This window comes from Ruegeria sp. YTSA168 (assembly GCF_059610045.1).
Genome location: NZ_JBXWMW010000001.1, coordinates 258,416 through 274,423 on the forward strand (window position 1 = coordinate 258,416; position 16,008 = coordinate 274,423).

The 16,008-nt window shown below is 58.4% G+C and carries 18 protein-coding genes; 10 read left to right on the forward strand and 8 right to left on the reverse strand.

Annotated features, from left to right (window positions below; translation table 11 throughout):
- The first annotated feature begins 255 nt into the window (after positions 1-255).
- The 10 genes from AC2FFE_RS01315 (at position 256) to AC2FFE_RS01360 (ending at position 9,468) form a co-directional block, all read left to right on the forward strand.
- Positions 256-810 (forward strand): DUF3305 domain-containing protein, encoded by a 555-nt coding sequence (locus AC2FFE_RS01315; RefSeq protein ID WP_480549037.1) that lies wholly within the window; start codon positions 256-258, stop codon positions 808-810.
- Complete coding sequence (locus AC2FFE_RS01320) at positions 807-1,388, forward strand: DUF3306 domain-containing protein (RefSeq protein ID WP_496845646.1); 582 nt, start codon at positions 807-809, stop codon at positions 1,386-1,388. The genes AC2FFE_RS01315 and AC2FFE_RS01320 overlap by 4 nt, the downstream gene beginning before the upstream one ends.
- A gap of 3 nt (positions 1,389-1,391) precedes the next feature.
- Entirely contained in the window at positions 1,392-2,003 is a 612-nt protein-coding gene (locus tag AC2FFE_RS01325; protein WP_496818551.1) for a TorD/DmsD family molecular chaperone, read from the forward strand.
- Positions 2,004-2,061: 58 nt separating this feature from the next.
- The gene (locus AC2FFE_RS01330) at positions 2,062-2,250 is read left to right on the forward strand and encodes a twin-arginine translocation signal domain-containing protein (RefSeq protein ID WP_480827516.1); all 189 of its coding nucleotides are present in this window, start codon (positions 2,062-2,064) and stop codon (positions 2,248-2,250) included.
- Positions 2,251-2,404: 154 nt separating this feature from the next.
- Positions 2,405-5,299 carry a formate dehydrogenase subunit alpha gene (locus AC2FFE_RS01335; protein WP_496818552.1) on the forward strand — a complete coding sequence of 965 codons (2,895 nt, stop codon included), beginning with the start codon at positions 2,405-2,407 and terminating at the stop codon, positions 5,297-5,299.
- A 15-nt stretch (positions 5,300-5,314) separates the two neighbouring features.
- Positions 5,315-5,911 (forward strand): formate dehydrogenase FDH3 subunit beta, encoded by a 597-nt coding sequence (gene fdh3B / locus AC2FFE_RS01340; protein WP_039530246.1) that lies wholly within the window; start codon positions 5,315-5,317, stop codon positions 5,909-5,911.
- Positions 5,912-5,984: 73 nt separating this feature from the next.
- Positions 5,985-7,193 carry a formate dehydrogenase subunit gamma gene (locus tag AC2FFE_RS01345; protein ID WP_496818553.1) on the forward strand — a complete coding sequence of 403 codons (1,209 nt, stop codon included), beginning with the start codon at positions 5,985-5,987 and terminating at the stop codon, positions 7,191-7,193.
- The gene (locus AC2FFE_RS01350) at positions 7,194-8,456 is read left to right on the forward strand and encodes a c-type cytochrome (protein ID WP_496818554.1); all 1,263 of its coding nucleotides are present in this window, start codon (positions 7,194-7,196) and stop codon (positions 8,454-8,456) included. It begins immediately after the preceding gene.
- A gap of 13 nt (positions 8,457-8,469) precedes the next feature.
- Positions 8,470-8,595, forward strand: coding sequence for a hypothetical protein (locus tag AC2FFE_RS01355; RefSeq protein ID WP_496818555.1), 126 nt, complete (start codon positions 8,470-8,472; stop codon positions 8,593-8,595).
- Complete coding sequence (locus AC2FFE_RS01360) at positions 8,596-9,468, forward strand: substrate-binding domain-containing protein (protein WP_496845647.1); 873 nt, start codon at positions 8,596-8,598, stop codon at positions 9,466-9,468.
- A gap of 39 nt (positions 9,469-9,507) precedes the next feature.
- Here the strand turns inward: AC2FFE_RS01360 and AC2FFE_RS01365 are convergent, their stop codons facing one another.
- From AC2FFE_RS01365 to AC2FFE_RS01400, 8 genes are all read right to left on the reverse strand, one after another.
- Entirely contained in the window at positions 9,508-10,323 is an 816-nt protein-coding gene (locus AC2FFE_RS01365; RefSeq protein ID WP_496818557.1) for an ABC transporter substrate-binding protein, read from the reverse strand.
- Positions 10,324-10,342: 19 nt separating this feature from the next.
- A complete protein-coding gene (locus AC2FFE_RS01370) occupies positions 10,343-11,077 on the reverse strand; it encodes an ATP-binding cassette domain-containing protein (protein WP_496845648.1) in 735 nt (244 codons plus the stop codon).
- Complete coding sequence (locus tag AC2FFE_RS01375; RefSeq protein ID WP_496818559.1) at positions 11,070-11,783, reverse strand: ABC transporter permease; 714 nt, start codon at positions 11,781-11,783, stop codon at positions 11,070-11,072. The genes AC2FFE_RS01370 and AC2FFE_RS01375 overlap by 8 nt, the downstream gene beginning before the upstream one ends.
- Positions 11,784-11,943: 160 nt before the next feature.
- Positions 11,944-12,933, reverse strand: coding sequence for an ABC transporter substrate-binding protein (locus tag AC2FFE_RS01380; protein ID WP_496818560.1), 990 nt, complete (start codon positions 12,931-12,933; stop codon positions 11,944-11,946).
- A gap of 62 nt (positions 12,934-12,995) precedes the next feature.
- On the reverse strand, positions 12,996-13,841 hold the full coding sequence (locus AC2FFE_RS01385) for an ABC transporter permease (protein WP_496845649.1): 846 nt from the start codon (positions 13,839-13,841) through the stop codon (positions 12,996-12,998).
- Positions 13,838-14,770, reverse strand: coding sequence for an ABC transporter permease (locus AC2FFE_RS01390; RefSeq protein WP_496845650.1), 933 nt, complete (start codon positions 14,768-14,770; stop codon positions 13,838-13,840). The genes AC2FFE_RS01385 and AC2FFE_RS01390 overlap by 4 nt, the downstream gene beginning before the upstream one ends.
- Positions 14,767-15,204 (reverse strand): GNAT family N-acetyltransferase, encoded by a 438-nt coding sequence (locus AC2FFE_RS01395; RefSeq protein ID WP_496845651.1) that lies wholly within the window; start codon positions 15,202-15,204, stop codon positions 14,767-14,769. Before AC2FFE_RS01395 ends, AC2FFE_RS01390 begins: the two co-directional genes overlap by 4 nt.
- The gene (locus tag AC2FFE_RS01400) at positions 15,194-15,991 is read right to left on the reverse strand and encodes an ABC transporter ATP-binding protein (RefSeq protein WP_496845652.1); all 798 of its coding nucleotides are present in this window, start codon (positions 15,989-15,991) and stop codon (positions 15,194-15,196) included. The genes AC2FFE_RS01395 and AC2FFE_RS01400 overlap by 11 nt, the downstream gene beginning before the upstream one ends.
- Positions 15,992-16,008 lie beyond the last annotated feature (17 nt).

A 16,008-nucleotide genomic window follows, 5' to 3' on the forward strand; every position in this document is an offset into this window, starting at 1 on the left:
CTCCCCCGGACAGCTTCCTTAGGTGCCCACTTTAGATGGTATGCCGCAGCTTACAATCCACACTTGAAACTCAGACCGAATTGTAACCAACAATCTGCAAGGCTTCTTTTTTCTTATAGAAATACTCAGAGTTTCACATGTTAAATTTTTGTCGATCACGCGGATTTGCACATAATACAGGCTTGGCAGATCGGTATTTTGTGTACCATAGTAGACGCAAGTTAAGGCACGGGAGAGCCTTACGGGGAGGAGCCAGTGGCCAAGGCCGCAAGCTGTATCGAAATGCCAGTTGGCGTCATCGTGCGCAAAACGCCCGGGGTAACCCGCTGGGCCAAGTGGAACTGGCGCGCGGTCGCTGCCCTGCCGGGTGCAGGCCCTGCGGATTGGGTTGAACTGCGCCGCGAGGGCGATGCTGTCGAATACCACGCCGCCACCTTGCCCCTGACCCTATGGGTGGATGAGACTGAGGCCTACATGGTCAACCTGTCTGACGGGCAACCGTCGATCTATCTGGTTCTACGCGATGCATTGGACGGGGAACGCCCGATGGATGCGGTATTGATCACTGCCTCTCCGTTCGAAGGCCAGGACTATGCGGATACGGGTGAGGAACTGGTCGAGAAGATCCCGATGTCCGAAGGTTTGATTGCCTGGGTGCGCGATTTTACCTTGGAACACCACCGTGATGAGGTTTTCATCAAGCGCCGCCGCGACAAGAAACGGACCGATCTGGTGGAAGATGGCAAAGGCGATGCGCGGATCCGGCAGGATTCAGACGTCTACCGCGCGCCGCGGAGGGTTGTGCAATGACCCAGTCCCGCGATTTCTGGTCTCGCCGCAAGGCTGCCGTTCAGGCCGAAGCTGAGGCTGAAGTTATCGCCGCCGAAGAACAGGTGATTGCCCTTCGGCAGGCCGAGCTGGAAGAAAAAAGCGACGCCGAAATATTGGCCGAATTCAACTTGCCCGACCCGGATCACTTGCAGGCGGGCGATGATGTCTCGGGTTTCATGGCCAAAGCGGTGCCAGACCGCCTGCGCCGCCGCGCATTGCGACGCCTGTGGCGTCTGAACCCGGTGCTGGCCAATGTGGATGGTCTTGTCGACTACGGCGAGGATTACACCGACGCGGCCTGCGTGATCGAGAACCTGCAAACCGCGTATCAGGTTGGCAAAGGGATGCTGGCCCATGTCGAGGCACTGGCGGCTGAGACCGAAGAACAAGAAGTCGAGACCGAGGCTCAAGAGACCGAGGACGAGTCCGAGACCCATCCGGTCGTAGCTGCGGAACCTGCCCCCGAACCCGTCGCTATGGTCGAACGGGATGCGGCCGAAGAGATCGCAGAGCTTCCCCCTGCCCCGCGTCGTATGAGATTTGAATTCGAAGGATAACGCATGACCGCAGATAACGCGCAAACACTGGATATCTCAGCCGAGGATCGGCTGCGCGCGGATTTCTACAATTTCCTCGGTCTGCTTTTGGCCGGTCCACCGGATAAATTGCTGCTGGACCAGATGGCGGGGCTAAGCGGCGATGAAACCGATCTGGGACAGGCCATTCAGGCGATGTCGCGCGTAGCAAAGGTCACCAAACCCGCCGCCGCCGAGCGCGAATTCAACGCGTTGTTTATCGGATTGGGGCGTGGTGAGCTGCTGCCCTATGCCAGTTTCTATCTGACTGGGTTCCTGAACGAAAAACCCTTGGCGCAATTGCGTAACGATATGGCCGTGCGCGGCATAACTCGGGCGCAGAATGTGTTCGAACCCGAAGACAACATCGCCTCGTTGATGGAGATGATGGCGGGCATGATCGTTGGACGCTTTGGTGCGCCTGCCTTGTTGGATGACCAGAAAGCGTTCTGGAACAAACATATCGGTCCCTGGGCCGCGCATTTCTATTCGGATTTGGAAGCCGCTGAAAATTCGGTTCTCTATGCCTCGGTCGGTACTGCCGGTCGGGTGTTCATGGAGATCGAACGCGAGGCGTTCCGAATGACGGCGGCATAACCCGCCACTCGCCAGCGCCCGAATTGGCGCTAGATCGCAAATGGGAGAGGAGACACCCATGAGCACGACGAAGGAAGAAGGCGCAACGCGCCGCGACTTCCTGAAACTGGCCGGAACCGCAGCGCCTGCTGCTGTTGCCGCTGCCAGCCTAAGCGGTCAAGCCGAAGCAGCCGAGCTGCCCACGGACGAGACTCGCATGCAGGATACGCCGCACACCCGTGCGTATCTGGAAAGCGCGCGCTTCTAAGCCACTTGAAAGCGCGCTTTCAGCACGACGACCGCGCCCGGCGCACCAGCTGGACGATGTCATCTACCCGACTGACGGTTGCGATTGGCCCTGACGTCGGTTTCGCAGTTACCAAGCCAGCCATGATCATCATGGCCAGCAAGGGAGGAAAGAAATGCTTAGGAAAAAGACCAACGGGGTTGCGAGACGCCCCCAGCGGACAAGTATCCTGTCCCAGGTCGGCGAGAAAACCGTCGATCGCCGCGCATTCCTGCGTGGCTCGGGCCTGACGATCGGCGGCCTCGCCGCGATCAGCGCTACGGGTGGAACCGTGACGCCAGCCAGTGCCCAGACAGCGGCCAATCAGGCCGTCGAGAATATCAAATCCATATGCACCCACTGCTCGGTCGGCTGTACCGTCGTTGCCGAAGTGCAGAACGGCGTTTGGGTCGGGCAGGAACCCGGCTGGGACAGCCCGTTCAACCTGGGTGCACATTGCGCCAAGGGGGCCTCGGTGCGCGAGCATGCCCATGGCGAGCGCCGCCTGAAATATCCGATGAAAAAGGAAGGTGGCGAGTGGAAACGCATCAGCTGGGAGCAGGCGATCGACGAGATCGGCGACGGCATGATGAACATCCGTCAGGAATCCGGGCCGGACAGCGTGTACTGGTTGGGTTCGGCCAAGCACAATAACGAACAGGCCTATCTGTTCCGCAAATTCGCCGCCTATTGGGGCACGAACAACGTGGATCATCAGGCCCGTATCTGCCACTCGACCACGGTTGCGGGTGTTGCGAATACATGGGGCTACGGCGCCATGACCAATTCGTATAATGACATCCACAACTCTCGGGCCATCTTCATCATCGGCGGCAACCCGGCCGAGGCGCACCCTGTCTCGCTGCTGCATGTTCTGCGCGCGAAAGAGCAGAATAACGCCCCGTTGATCGTGTGTGACCCGCGCTTTACGCGCACGGCAGCCCATGCGGATGAATATGTCCGGTTCCGTCCGGGCACAGACGTGGCGCTGATCTGGGGTATCCTGTGGCATATCTTCGACAACGGTTGGGAAGACAAAGAGTTCATCCGCACCCGTGTCTGGGGCATGGACCAGATCCGTGAGGAAGTCGCCAAGTGGAACCCGGATGAGGTCGAACGCGTCACCGGCACGCCCGGCTCACAGCTGAAACGCGTTGCCCGCACAATGGCCAATAACCGCCCCGGCACCGTGATCTGGTGCATGGGTGGGACCCAGCACACCAACGGCAACAACAACACGCGCGCCTATTGCGTGCTGCAGCTTGCGCTTGGCAACATGGGCACCTCGGGGGGTGGCACCAACATCTTCCGTGGCCATGACAACGTACAGGGCGCGACCGACCTTGGTGTTCTGTCACACACCCTGCCCGGCTATTATGGCCTGTCGAAAGGGGCTTGGGGTCACTGGGCCCGTGTCTGGGGGGAAGACCCCGAATGGCTGGCAGGTCAGTTCGCCACGATCAAGGACAAGGACGGCAAGGATAAACCGCTTCAGAATGAACGCGGCATCCCGGTCTCTCGTTGGATCGACGGTGTTCTGGAAGACCCGGCCAACATGGATCAGGACAATAACGTCCGCGCCATGGTTCTGTGGGGCCACGCGCCCAACTCGCAGACCCGGATGACGGAAATGAAGACGGCGATGGAGAAGCTGGACATGCTGGTCGTGATCGACCCGTATCCTACCGTTTCCGCCGTTCTGCATGACCGCACCGATGGCGTCTATCTGTTGCCTGCGTGTACGCAGTTCGAAACCCGTGGCTCGGTCACCGCCTCGAACCGCTCGCTCCAATGGCGCGATAAGGTGGTCGATCCGCTGTTCGAAAGCCTGCCGGACGAGGTCATCATGGCCAAGTTCGCCAACAAGTTCGGCTGGGCGGATCGGTTGTTCCGTAATATCGAGATGGACGACCCGGAAACTCCGAATGTTGAAAGCATCACACGTGAGTTCAACGCGGGCCTCTGGACCATCGGCTATACCGGACAATCGCCAGAGCGCCTGAAAAGCCATATGGCCAACCAGCACACGTTCGACAGAACCACGCTGCAAGCCATCGGTGGGCCAAACGACGGCGAGTATTACGGTCTACCTTGGCCTTGCTGGGGAACGCCGGAAATGGGGCATACGGGGACACCAAACCTCTATGACATGTCCAAGCCGGTGGCCGAAGGCGGCCTGACCTTCCGCGCGCGCTTTGGCGTGGAACGCGATGGTGACAACCTGCTGGCTGAAGGGGTCTATAGCGTTGGATCGGAAATTCAGGATGGTTATCCCGAATTCACGATGCAGATGCTGATGGACCTTGGCTGGGATGGTGATCTGACGGCTGACGAACGTGCAGCCATTGACGCCGTTGCGGGACCAGAGACCAACTGGAAAACCGACCTGTCGGGCGGTATCCAGCGGGTTGCGATCGAGCATGGCTGTGCGCCCTTCGGGAACGCCAAAGCCCGCGCGGTTGTTTGGACCTTCCCGGATCCGATCCCACTGCATCGCGAGCCGCTTTATACCAACCGGCGCGATCTGGTTGCGGACTATCCGACCTACGAGGACCGTCAGGCCTATCGCCTGCCCACCCTTTACGCTTCGATCCAAAAGAACGACTTTTCAAAGGATTACCCGATAATCCTCACGTCAGGTCGTCTGGTCGAATATGAAGGCGGCGGCGATGAGACACGGTCGAACCCGTGGCTGGCCGAGCTTCAGCAGGACATGTTCGTCGAGATCAATCCGCGCGATGCCAACAACCTTGGTATTCGGGACGGATCGCAGGTCTGGGTCGAGGGTCCTGAGGGCGGTAAGGTCAAGGTTATGGCGATGCTGACCAACAGGGTCGGTGCCGGTGTGGCCTTCATGCCGTTCCACTTTGGTGGCCATTTCCAGGGCGAAGATCAGCGGCATAAATATCCCGCTGGTGCAGACCCCTATGTACTGGGCGAAAGTACCAACACCGCTCAGACCTATGGCTATGATTCAGTGACCCAGATGCAAGAGACCAAAGCGACTCTCTGTAAAATCTGGTCAGCGTAAGGAGGAGAAGAGAAAATGGCAGCAAGAGCAAAATTTCTCTGCGACGCCGAACGCTGCATCGAGTGCAATGCCTGCGTCACCGCGTGTAAAAACGAGCACGAGGTTCCGTGGGGCGTAAACCGCCGCAGGGTGGTAACGATCAATGACGGTGACCCGGGTGAACGCTCGATCTCGGTGGCCTGTATGCATTGCTCTGACGCGCCCTGCATGGCGGTGTGCCCGGTCGACTGCTTCTATCAGAACGAAGAAGGGGTTGTCCTGCATTCCAAGGACCTGTGCATTGGCTGTGGCTATTGTTTCTACGCGTGCCCATTCGGCGCGCCGCAATACCCACAGGCGGGCAACTTCGGATCACGCGGCAAGATGGACAAATGTACCTTCTGCGCTGGCGGCCCTGAAGAAACGCACTCGACCGCAGAGTTCGCCAAATACGGTCGCAACCGGATCGCCGAGGGCAAATTGCCCATCTGCGCCGAGATGTGTTCCACCAAGGCCCTGCTCGCCGGTGACGGCGATGTGGTCTCGGCCATCTACCGTGAGCGCGTCGTCGCCCGCGGGTTTGGTTCAGGCGCGTGGGGTTGGGGCACTGCCTACGACCAGAAAGACGGCTAAGACCGCTTTCATTGACCAAACAGGCGACCCGCAACCGTGGGTCGCCTGATATGGAATTTTGACCGAGGCTCAGATGTTCCGCTTACTCATCGCATTGCTTTTGACCATTGGGATGGCCCAAGCCGTCGTTGCACAAACCGACGAGGCCGATGCACCAGCCACCGCAAATGAACGCATCTCGACCGGAGGTGCGTCAACGCTCGAAGATATCCTGGCCCGCCAACGCGGCGAAAATGTGGACAACAGTTTTCGATCGGAGAACACCGGCCAGGGCAATGTCGAAGGCCTGTTGGGCCAGTTTGGACCTAGCGGCGTATCCTCGGACAGCGATGTTTACCGCGCGCTGCGCTTTGGGTCGGCAGATGTTACCGTGTCATCGCGCGGCCCGGCAGACAGTGTTCTAATACAAGACGGCGGCATGTGGTGGTGGCAATTCCGCACCGGACCATTACGCGAATACGGCACCTATATCATCGCCGTAATGCTGGGTCTGATCCTATTGTTCTTCCTGATCCGGGGCCGAATTCGCATAGATGGCGAAAAAACGGGCCGCACAGTCACGCGTTTCAAAAGTTTCGAACGCTTTGGTCATTGGCTTTTTGCCGGATCCTTTATCATCCTCGGAATAACCGGATTGCTCACCCTTTATGGTCGCGACGTCCTGATCCCAATCTTCGGCAAGGAAGGGTTTGCGGTGATCGCCCAAGGGTGCAAATGGCTGCACAATAATTTGGCCTGGGCCTTTATGCTGGGCCTGATCATTGTCACGGTGAACTGGATTTCACATAACATTCCAAACCGGACCGATCTGAAATGGCTCGCTGCCGGAGGGGGCCTGTTCACCAAAGGCAGCCATCCACCTGCTAAGAAGTTCAACGCGGGCCAAAAGATCATCTTCTGGGCCTGCATAGTGCTGGGCACCTCAATCAGCCTGTCCGGCCTATCCTTGTTGTTCCCCTTCGAACTGCCGATGTTCGCCAAGACGTTCGCCGTTGCCAATTCCACCGGCATTCCGCAGGCTTTGGGCCTAAGCCTGCCCGTCCAGATGTCACCGCAGGAAGAGATGCAATACGCCCAAGTCTGGCACGTGATGGTTGCCTATGTGTTCATCGCGATCATCGTGGCGCATATCTATCTTGGATCCATCGGCATGGAGGGCGCGTTTGACGCCATGGGCACTGGTGAAGTCGAGGAGCAATGGGCCCGTGAGCACCACTCGCTGTGGCTGGAAGAGGTGCAGGAAAAAGAGGCCAGCAAGGCAGCGGCCTCACCTGCGGAATAGATGCGCGCGCTGGTTCTGGCGTTTGCTCTGATCCCCCTACCCGTTTGGGCTGATTTCTTCACGCTCAAGGGGCATGGCGGCCCCATCATGGGAATTGCGACCGCATCGGATGGCCGGATCGCAACGGCCAGTTTCGACAATTCGGTCGGAGTGTGGTCAGACCAGACACCCGAATGGCTGGAAGGCCACGAAGCGGCGGTCAACGCGGTCGTCTTTAATGGCACTGCGATCTATTCAGCCGGGGACGATTTCACCCTGCGCCGCTGGCCGGGCGGAGAAATCATTGGCCAGCACAAAGGCAAGATCGTCGGCATCGCAGCCTCGAAAACGCATGTAGCCACCGCCAGTTGGGATGGCACAATAGGTGTTTGGTCGGTTGACGGATCAGACCCAATTCTGCTTGGCCCAGTCGGCAGTGGCGTGAATGCACTGGCGTTTTCGCGCGAAGGTGACCAGCTTTATTCTGCCGGGGTCGATGGCAGTCTGCGGAAATGGGATGTCTTCAGCGGCCAAGAGGTACTGCGATTGGTCGAACACGGGTTCGGGCTGAACGAGTTGATCCTGAACGAAGATGACGGCTGGATCGCCTATGGCGCGGTGGATGGCGTGACCCGCATCCGCGATCTTTCAACAGGTGAAGAACGGGATTTCACCCTGGATCGCCGTCCGATACTGGCCCTTGCCCTCAGCCCGGATCGCTCGCTTTTGGCCGTCGGCGACGGCGAAGGCTATATCATGGTGATCGACACGGAAAACTGGCGCATCGCCAGTGATTTCCGCGCAACCCTGCGCGGTCCGGTCTGGGCCTTGGCATTTTCCACAGACGGGCAGAATATCCATGCCGGTGGCATTGATGAGGCCATGTATAGTTGGCCAGTGTCTACCCTTGGTGATCAGGGACAAATGGCGGTAGCCGAGCCCAGCTTTCTGAAAGACCCCGCAAAAATGGGTAATGGAGAGCGCCAATTTGCCCGCAAATGCTCGATCTGTCACAGCCTGACACCCGATGGGCAACGCCGCGCAGGTCCCACATTGCATGGTATCTTTGGGCGGCGGGCCGGCACCTTACCGGGCTATTTCTACTCGGAAACGCTGCAAGACTCTGATATCATTTGGAATGACGAGACGATAAACGCCCTTTTCGATGTAGGGCCAGATCACTACATTCCAGGATCAAAGATGCCGATGCAACGGATCACGCAAGCGCAAGACCGGATCGACCTGATTGCCTTCTTGCGCAGTGCAACGGTTGATCAAAACTGAACCGGAGGAGACCATGAAAGCCTTTCTTACCGCCTTGGCCGCGATGGTCGTCATCACGGTTGCAGCCCCCTACACGCTGGAGCAGATGGGGTTTAGCGCTGAAGAAGCCACCTCTGGCGCAGCTGTACGTCTGGATTAAATGTTCGAATATCTGACCACCAAGGAACTGGCCGACCTGCTTCGGATCGGCGAGCGCAAGGCCTACGATCTGGCCTCATCGGGTGAGCTGCCTTGCGTCCGCGCCATGGGCAAGCTTTTGTTTCCACGGGCCGAAGTCATAGCCTGGCTCAATGCCTCGCGATCGGGCCCACATGTGGCCGAACCACCCCTGCCCCCGATTGTCGCGGGCAGCCACGATCCCTTGCTAGACTGGGCGCTGCGCGAAAGCGGATCGGGGCTGGCGACCTACTACGACGGTTCATTTGACGGTCTGACTCGCCTTGCAGACCGAAGCGCACAGGCGGCAGTACTGCACATCCACGAAGACCGTGGGTTCAACACCCAATCCTTGCGCGACACGCTTGGTGAGGCGCCTGTTGTGCTGGTTGAGGTCGCGCAGCGCCAACGGGGTCTGCTTCTTGCGCCCGGAACCTCAGGTATCGCGGGCTTTGCTGATCTTAAGGGCCGACGCGTCATTTTGCGCCAGGACAGTGCAGCCAGCCAGCGCCTGTTCGATGCGCAGCTGGAAGTACATGGCATGACACGGGATGATCTGGACGCCCTTCCAAACTGCGCCCGCACCGAAGAGGAACTGGCGATCACCCTACATGATGGCAAAGCCGAGGCAGGTTTTGGCCTCGGGGCTTTGGCCGGACTCTATAACCTTGGATTTTCACCAACCCATTCCGAACGGCTGGATCTGGCGATCTGGCGGCGCGCTTACTTTGATGCGCCCATGCAGAAACTGCTGGGCTTTCTGCAATCAGACCCGTTCAAGGACCGCGCATCCGAGTTTGGGGGCTACGACCTGACCGGACGCGGACAGGTCCACCATAATGGCGCCAGCGGCTAGCGCTTGATCATTTTAAGAACCCTCTAGCCAAAGGCCCATTCAGCGCGCGTTGGGAAAGAACACCTGCTGCCCTTGCAAGCGGTATGACTCGATGGCCATCTGCCCCTCCGGCCCTGTCAGCCAATCGACAAACCGCTGCCCTGCCTCGGCCCGCACTTTGGGATGTTTGTCCGGGTTTACAAGGATCACCCCATATTGGTTGAACAGGCGCGGGTCTCCTTCGACCAGACTCTCAAGATCGCCCCGATTTCCAAATGACAACCACGTCGCCCGATCTGTCAGCGTATACGCCCCCATGCCGCTGGCCACATTCAACGTCGCCCCCATGCCCGAGCCGGTTTCGCGATACCAGGTTCCGGACACCTGGGTCGGATCAATACCGGTATCCGCCCAATGCCTCATCTCGGCCTTGTGTGTCCCGCTATCATCCCCGCGCGAGACAAACACGGCGCCCGCCGCTTCGATCGCCTTGAGCGCAGACAGAATGTCTGACCCACCTTTGACGCCAGCAGGGTCCGATTTTGGCCCGACCAACACAAAGTCATTATACATCAAATCAAACCGCTCAACGCCCCAGCCATCGGCCACGAACTTCTCTTCCGCTGGTTTGGAATGCACCAGCAACACGTCACCATCCCCGTTGATCGCGTTGCGAATGGCCTGTCCGGTGCCGACGGCAACAACACGCACATCGATCCCGGATTCAGCCTCAAACCCCGGCAGGATATAATCCAACAGGCCCGAATTTTGTGTTGAAGTTGTCGACTGCACAATGATGAACGGCTCTTCCGCAAAACCCGCCCCTGTCATCAGGCCAAGCCCCACCGCCGCTGCGCGCAATACTGCCCGAACCATCATAATCTCCGATTTGTTGTTAGGTCACCAAGCCGCCCGCCAGATAACGGCGTGAGGCTTCACTTTCTGGGGTCTCCAGAACCTGTTTGGCAGGTCCGTGTTCAACCACGCGACCGCCTTGCATCATGACAATGTCTGCCGCCAACCGCCGTGCCTGCCCGATGTCGTGTGTCACCATGACAATCCGTACGCCGCGTGACGACGCCCGCAAAATCATGCCTTCGATCATCTGCGTCGCGTTTGGGTCTAATGCGCTTGTGGGTTCGTCCAGAAACAAGGTTTCGGGCGTTGCCGCCAGAGCGCGCAGGATCGCAAGACGCTGCGCCTCACCACCTGACAAAGAACGCGCGGCCTGCCGCGCTTTGCCCTCAAGCCCGCCTTCGGCCAACAATTCGACAATCCGCGCCTTGCGCGCTGCGCGCTTCAGGCCCTGACGCCTGAGCACAAAATCCAGATTGGCCGACACCGAACGCCGCAGAAGAACCGGCTGCTGAAACACCATTGCCTGCCGGGCCATGTGACCGACGTTCAAAGCCTCATCATCCTGCAACACTCGACCCTGATCAGGTGCGATCAGCCCGTGCAAACAACGTAGCAGCAGGCTTTTGCCCGCCCCGTTTGGGCCCAACAGCAAGGTCGGCCCCGGCCCATCCAGCATCAGATTGGAAACATCCAGCAGAGCAGTGCCATTGCGGCGGATTTGTACATCGCGGACCTGTAGGCAGTTCGCCATTTCCGACACCAGATCACGCATGGCGCAACCCCTCCTGCTCAGCCCGCAGGCTGGCCGCGCTGACCATGGCATTCACGGCCACCGCAATCCCGATCAGGATCGCCCCCAAAGCCAGCGCCAGCGCCAGGTTGCCTTTCGAGGTTTCCAGCGCAATCGTCGTGGTCATCACCCGCGTCACGTGGTTGATATTGCCCCCAACGATAATCACGGCCCCAACCTCGGCAATCGCACGGCCAAATCCGGCCAGCAGCGCCGTGACCAAAGCAAGCCGCGCATCCCAAAGCAGAACTGGTACAGACGCCAATCGCGACACGCCCAGCGAACGGAGTTGTTCCGAATACTCCTCGGCCAACATCTCAACCACTTGGCGGGTCAGCGCGGCCACAATTGGTGTGACCAACACGACCTGCGCGATGATCATGGCGGTAGGTGTGTAAAGCAGTTCCAACACACCCAAGGGCCCTGAGCGTGAGAGCATCAGATAGACCAACAGCCCGACCACCACGGGCGGGAAGCCCATCAGCGCGTTCATCAGCACGATCAAAACCCGCCGCCCGGGGAACCGTGCCACCGCCAGAGCCGCCCCAATGGGCATTCCGATCAGCGCGGAAATCAGCACGGCAAGAAGGGAAACTTGCAGAGACAAAAGCACTATCGCCCAAAGCTCTGCATCCCCGTTGAGGATCAGACCCATCGCCATCCTGAATTCTGATGCAAATCCTTGCATTTTACCCCATCATCCAATGCATTACGGATGAAATGCGAAATTATACAGGGAAATACTAACCTGATTTGACACCGAGTACACGCACAATTCCAACAGTCGGCACAAAAAAAGCGCGGCCCCATTTGGGACCGCGCTAAAACGGCTTCGAGGATGAATTACCTTAGTTCAAGGCTGCATCCGTGATCTGGTGAGTCCAGGCCCCTTCGGGCTGTTTGGTGATAACCGGGTCAGACCCGCCTGCCAGCAATGTGCCCACTGTCCGCTCAAAATCCGCCGGGTCCAGCGCACCATTCGAACCAGCGGTCAGCTTGGCAATCTCACCCATCATTCGCTTCTGATGTTCTTCGGTCTGCGCACCTGTTGCGTCATTGTCCAGAACGATCAATGCGGCCTCTTCCGGGTTCTCCTCGGCATATTTCCAGCCTTTCATTGAGGCGCGCACAAAGCGCTGCATCTTGTCCACGAAAGCCGCGTCGCTCAGGTTCTCTTCCAGAACGTACAGACCGTCTTCCAAAGTTGCGACGCCCTGATCTTCGTATTTGAAGGTCACCAGCTCATCGGGGCTGACGCCCGCATCGATCACTTGCCAGTACTCGTTATAGGTCATGGTACTGATGCAATCGGCCTGACGCTGCAACAGCGGATCGACGTTGAAGCCCTGCTTCAGAACCTCGACACCATTTTCGCTCTTGCCGCCAGTATCAATACCCAACTGGCTCATCCAACTCATGAACGGGAATTCATTACCAAAGAACCAAACGCCCAGGGTGCGGTTCTTCAGGTCTTCGGGCGCGGCGATCCCGGCATCCTTCCAACAGGTCAGCATCATGCCCGAACTTTTGAATGGCTGCGCAATATTCACAAGCGGCAGACCCTTTTCGCGCGCGGCCAAGGCCGCTGGCATCCATTCAACGGTCACATCTGCCCCACCGCCAGCAATCACTTGCGTTGGCGCAATATCCGGACCGCCCGGCAAGATGGTCACGTCCAGATCTTCTTCTTCGTAGAACCCCTTGTCCTTCGCCACATAGTAGCCCGCGAACTGAGCCTGCGTGACCCATTTGAGCTGCAGGTTCACTTCGTCTGCGGCCAGTGATGCACTGGCGGTCAGGCTCAAGGCGGCAACCGCCCCGCTGAGTAGCTTTTTCATCTTCATCTTCTCCTAGTTGCTTGGTGTGCCTCGTTTTCGAGGTCTGTTAAGTCTTCTTTTGGTTATCCGCGTTGTGAGGGGTGCCAGAAGGTCACCACCTTTTCGATCCCTGCCACCAATGTATAGAACACCGTACCCGCCATGGCCGCCACCGCAATCTCGGCCCAGACCAGATCGATCGACAGGCTACCCACCCCGGTCGAAATCCGAAAACCCATGCCGCGCGTGGGCGATCCGAAGTATTCGGCGACAATCGCCCCGATCAGCGCCAGCGTTGTGGCAATCTTGAGCCCGTTGAAAATGAACGGCATCGCCGCAGGCAAGCGCAGCTTGATCAGCGTCTGCAAATAGCTGGCCGCATAGGTGCGCATCAGATCGCGTTGCATTGCATCCGCCTCGCGCAGGCCCTGCACCGTATTCACAAGGATCGGAAAGAACACCATCACCACGACAACGGCCGCTTTGGATTGCCAGTCGAACCCGAACCAGCTGACCAGAATGGGCGCAATCCCGACGATTGGTAAAGCGGCGACAAAGTTCCCGATGGGCAGCAGCCCGCGTGTTAAGAATACCGATCGGTCGATCAGGATCGCGGTCAAGAAAGCTGCGGTACTACCAATGGCAAACCCGGTGAAAGCTCCTTTGAACACGGTCTGAGTGAAATCCTGCCACAGAATATCGGTTGAGTTCGCAAAGGTCTGCGCCACCATCGAGGGTGGCGGCAGGATCACGGGTGAGACGTTTAGCCCGCGCACCAGACCCTCCCACAGGATCAGCAATGTGACACCGAACAGCACAGGCACAAAGACCCGGACGCCCTTGGAAGCGCGATAGATCGACCGCGCCAGCCAGGCATTCAGCCACCAGGCTCCGGCCCAGAAGATCAGCGCAAAGATCAACCAACTCATGTGCTCATCCCCATGCGTTTCAGGGTCACCCGTTGCAACACATCCAGCAAGGTCACCAGAATCCCCGCCAGAATCGCCGCCGCGAACAGAGCCGCCCAGATCGCAAGCGGCGTGCCAAACTGATCGCCGATCAGTATCCGCGCGCCGAGGCCTGAAATTGCACCTGTTGGAAGTTCTCCGACAATTGTTCCGACCAGAGCGGCTGCGACGCCCACCTTCAAAGAGGTGAACAGATAGGGCACCGAGGACGGCAGACGCAACTTCAGAAACGCCTGTAACCCGTTTGCATTGTAGGTTCTCAGCAAATCCAATTGCGAAGCAGCTGGCGACCGCAGCCCTTTGACCATCCCCACCAAAACCGGGAAGTAACACAGATAGGCCGAGATGATGGCCTTCGGAACGCCGCGCCCTTCGATCCCCAGTTGCGAGCTTAAGACAATGATCATCGGCGCCAAAGCCACAATCGGGACTGTCTGGCTGATAATGGCCCAGGGCATCAGGCTCATATCCACAACGCGGGAATAGACGATGGCAACGGCCCCGAGAATGCCGACAGCCGTGCCCAGAACAAAACCCCAAAGCGTTGATTGAAGGGTGATCCATCCGTGGTAAATCAGCGACCGTTTAGACATGGCTCGCCCGCGCATCGCCATTTCACCGGTAGTTTTCCAAAGCTCCTGGCCAACTTGGACCGGGGTTGGCAGGCGTGGCCGATCCAATTCGTAACCCCGTGCGATATGCGAAGAATTCTGCGCCATCAGAACCCAGGCCGACACCTGCTGGCGATCCCTGGACAATTCGGGTGTCACTGTTCCCCCGGCGCGTTCCGCCTGATCCAGCGATACGCGGATATTCATCGGTGCCACGGCCAAATACCAAAGCACGACAATCGCCAGCAAAACGGTCATGACGGCGAGAAACTGCTTCATGCGCGCCACTCCATCCGAAACACCGGAACCGTATCCGGAGGCACAGGTGGTTCCTCAGCCGTAACCGCGAACCCTTCGCGCCGATAAAACCTTTGCGCCGCTGTGTTAGGTGTATGAGTGGTTAGCCAAAGAAAATCGCGCCCTTCCTTAGCCTTATCGACAAGGTGTTTGCCAATTCCCTGCCCGGTTCGGCTGCAATAGAGCGCGCCGATCTTCTGTTCTTTTGGGTCGACAGACATGTAACAATCCACCGGATCACCGGCGACCCAGATTTCACGTGCCTCAAATGCTTCTCTGATCATCCCGGCCAACTGATCAACCGGCAATTCTTCGGGCATCCACGCGGTCCGGCTGGCCCAGTCGTGAACCACCCGGGCGCATGCTTCGACATCCGCGGGCCTTGCGCGCCTGATCTGATCTGCGTCAGTCGTCATAAGAATGCCCCGCCCGCAGGCCGTCGCGCACCCTATGCGCGACCTCGATGAATTCCGGCGTATCACGAATGTCCAAGGGACGTTCCTTGGGCAGAGGGCTGTCGATCACATCCGTGATCCGCCCGGGCCTCGGGCTCATGACCACGATCTTGGTACTCAGATACACCGCTTCGGGGATCGAGTGGGTCACAAACCCAATCGTCTTCTCGGTTCGCGCCCACAGAGCCAGAAGCTGTTCGTTCAGGTGATCGCGCACGATCTCATCCAAAGCGCCAAAAGGTTCGTCCATCAGCAGGATATCGGCGTCAAAAGCCAAGGCGCGCGCGATGCTGGCGCGCTGCTGCATCCCGCCCGATAGCTGCCAAGGAAACTTCCCACCAAACCCTTCCAGATCAACCAGTTCCAGGACCTTCTTAACACGTTCATCCTGTTCTGCAGCCGAGTATCCCATGATCTCAAGCGGCAGTTTGATGTTTTTGGCAATCGTGCGCCACGGGTATAACCCGGCGGCCTGAAACACGTATCCATAGGCACGCTTGCGACGCGCTTCATCCGGGGTCATGCCATTCACGCTCAACGTTCCGCCGGTCGGGGCTTCCAACGCCGCGATACAACGCAAGAACGTGGTTTTACCACAGCCAGACGGGCCAATGAAGCTAACGAAATCGCCCTTGTCGATGGTGAGATTCACATCTTTAAGGGCATGGATCGGGCCATCATTCGTCTGAAAGGTCAGGTCGAGTTGCCTTGCCTCGATCACGGGCTGGGTCTTACTTTCAGTAGTCATTCCATCGCCTTGAAAAG

Coding starts and splice junctions, on each gene's coding strand:
- AC2FFE_RS01350 (WP_496818554.1), top strand. CDS start 7,194: ATGCGCGCGCTGGTTCTGGCGTTTGCTCTGATCCCCCTACCCGTTTGG.
- AC2FFE_RS01335 (WP_496818552.1), top strand. CDS start 2,405: ATGCTTAGGAAAAAGACCAACGGGGTTGCGAGACGCCCCCAGCGGACA.
- AC2FFE_RS01400 (WP_496845652.1), bottom strand. CDS start 15,991: ATGACTACTGAAAGTAAGACCCAGCCCGTGATCGAGGCAAGGCAACTC.
- AC2FFE_RS01385 (WP_496845649.1), bottom strand. CDS start 13,841: ATGAGTTGGTTGATCTTTGCGCTGATCTTCTGGGCCGGAGCCTGGTGG.
- AC2FFE_RS01395 (WP_496845651.1), bottom strand. CDS start 15,204: ATGACGACTGACGCAGATCAGATCAGGCGCGCAAGGCCCGCGGATGTC.
- AC2FFE_RS01380 (WP_496818560.1), bottom strand. CDS start 12,933: ATGAAAAAGCTACTCAGCGGGGCGGTTGCCGCCTTGAGCCTGACCGCC.
- AC2FFE_RS01390 (WP_496845650.1), bottom strand. CDS start 14,770: ATGAAGCAGTTTCTCGCCGTCATGACCGTTTTGCTGGCGATTGTCGTG.
- AC2FFE_RS01355 (WP_496818555.1), top strand. CDS start 8,470: ATGAAAGCCTTTCTTACCGCCTTGGCCGCGATGGTCGTCATCACGGTT.
- AC2FFE_RS01345 (WP_496818553.1), top strand. CDS start 5,985: ATGTTCCGCTTACTCATCGCATTGCTTTTGACCATTGGGATGGCCCAA.
- AC2FFE_RS01365 (WP_496818557.1), bottom strand. CDS start 10,323: ATGGTTCGGGCAGTATTGCGCGCAGCGGCGGTGGGGCTTGGCCTGATG.
- AC2FFE_RS01360 (WP_496845647.1), top strand. CDS start 8,596: ATGTTCGAATATCTGACCACCAAGGAACTGGCCGACCTGCTTCGGATC.
- AC2FFE_RS01370 (WP_496845648.1), bottom strand. CDS start 11,077: ATGCGTGATCTGGTGTCGGAAATGGCGAACTGCCTACAGGTCCGCGAT.
- AC2FFE_RS01375 (WP_496818559.1), bottom strand. CDS start 11,783: ATGCAAGGATTTGCATCAGAATTCAGGATGGCGATGGGTCTGATCCTC.
- AC2FFE_RS01325 (WP_496818551.1), top strand. CDS start 1,392: ATGACCGCAGATAACGCGCAAACACTGGATATCTCAGCCGAGGATCGG.
- AC2FFE_RS01330 (WP_480827516.1), top strand. CDS start 2,062: ATGAGCACGACGAAGGAAGAAGGCGCAACGCGCCGCGACTTCCTGAAA.
- AC2FFE_RS01320 (WP_496845646.1), top strand. CDS start 807: ATGACCCAGTCCCGCGATTTCTGGTCTCGCCGCAAGGCTGCCGTTCAG.
- fdh3B (WP_039530246.1), top strand. CDS start 5,315: ATGGCAGCAAGAGCAAAATTTCTCTGCGACGCCGAACGCTGCATCGAG.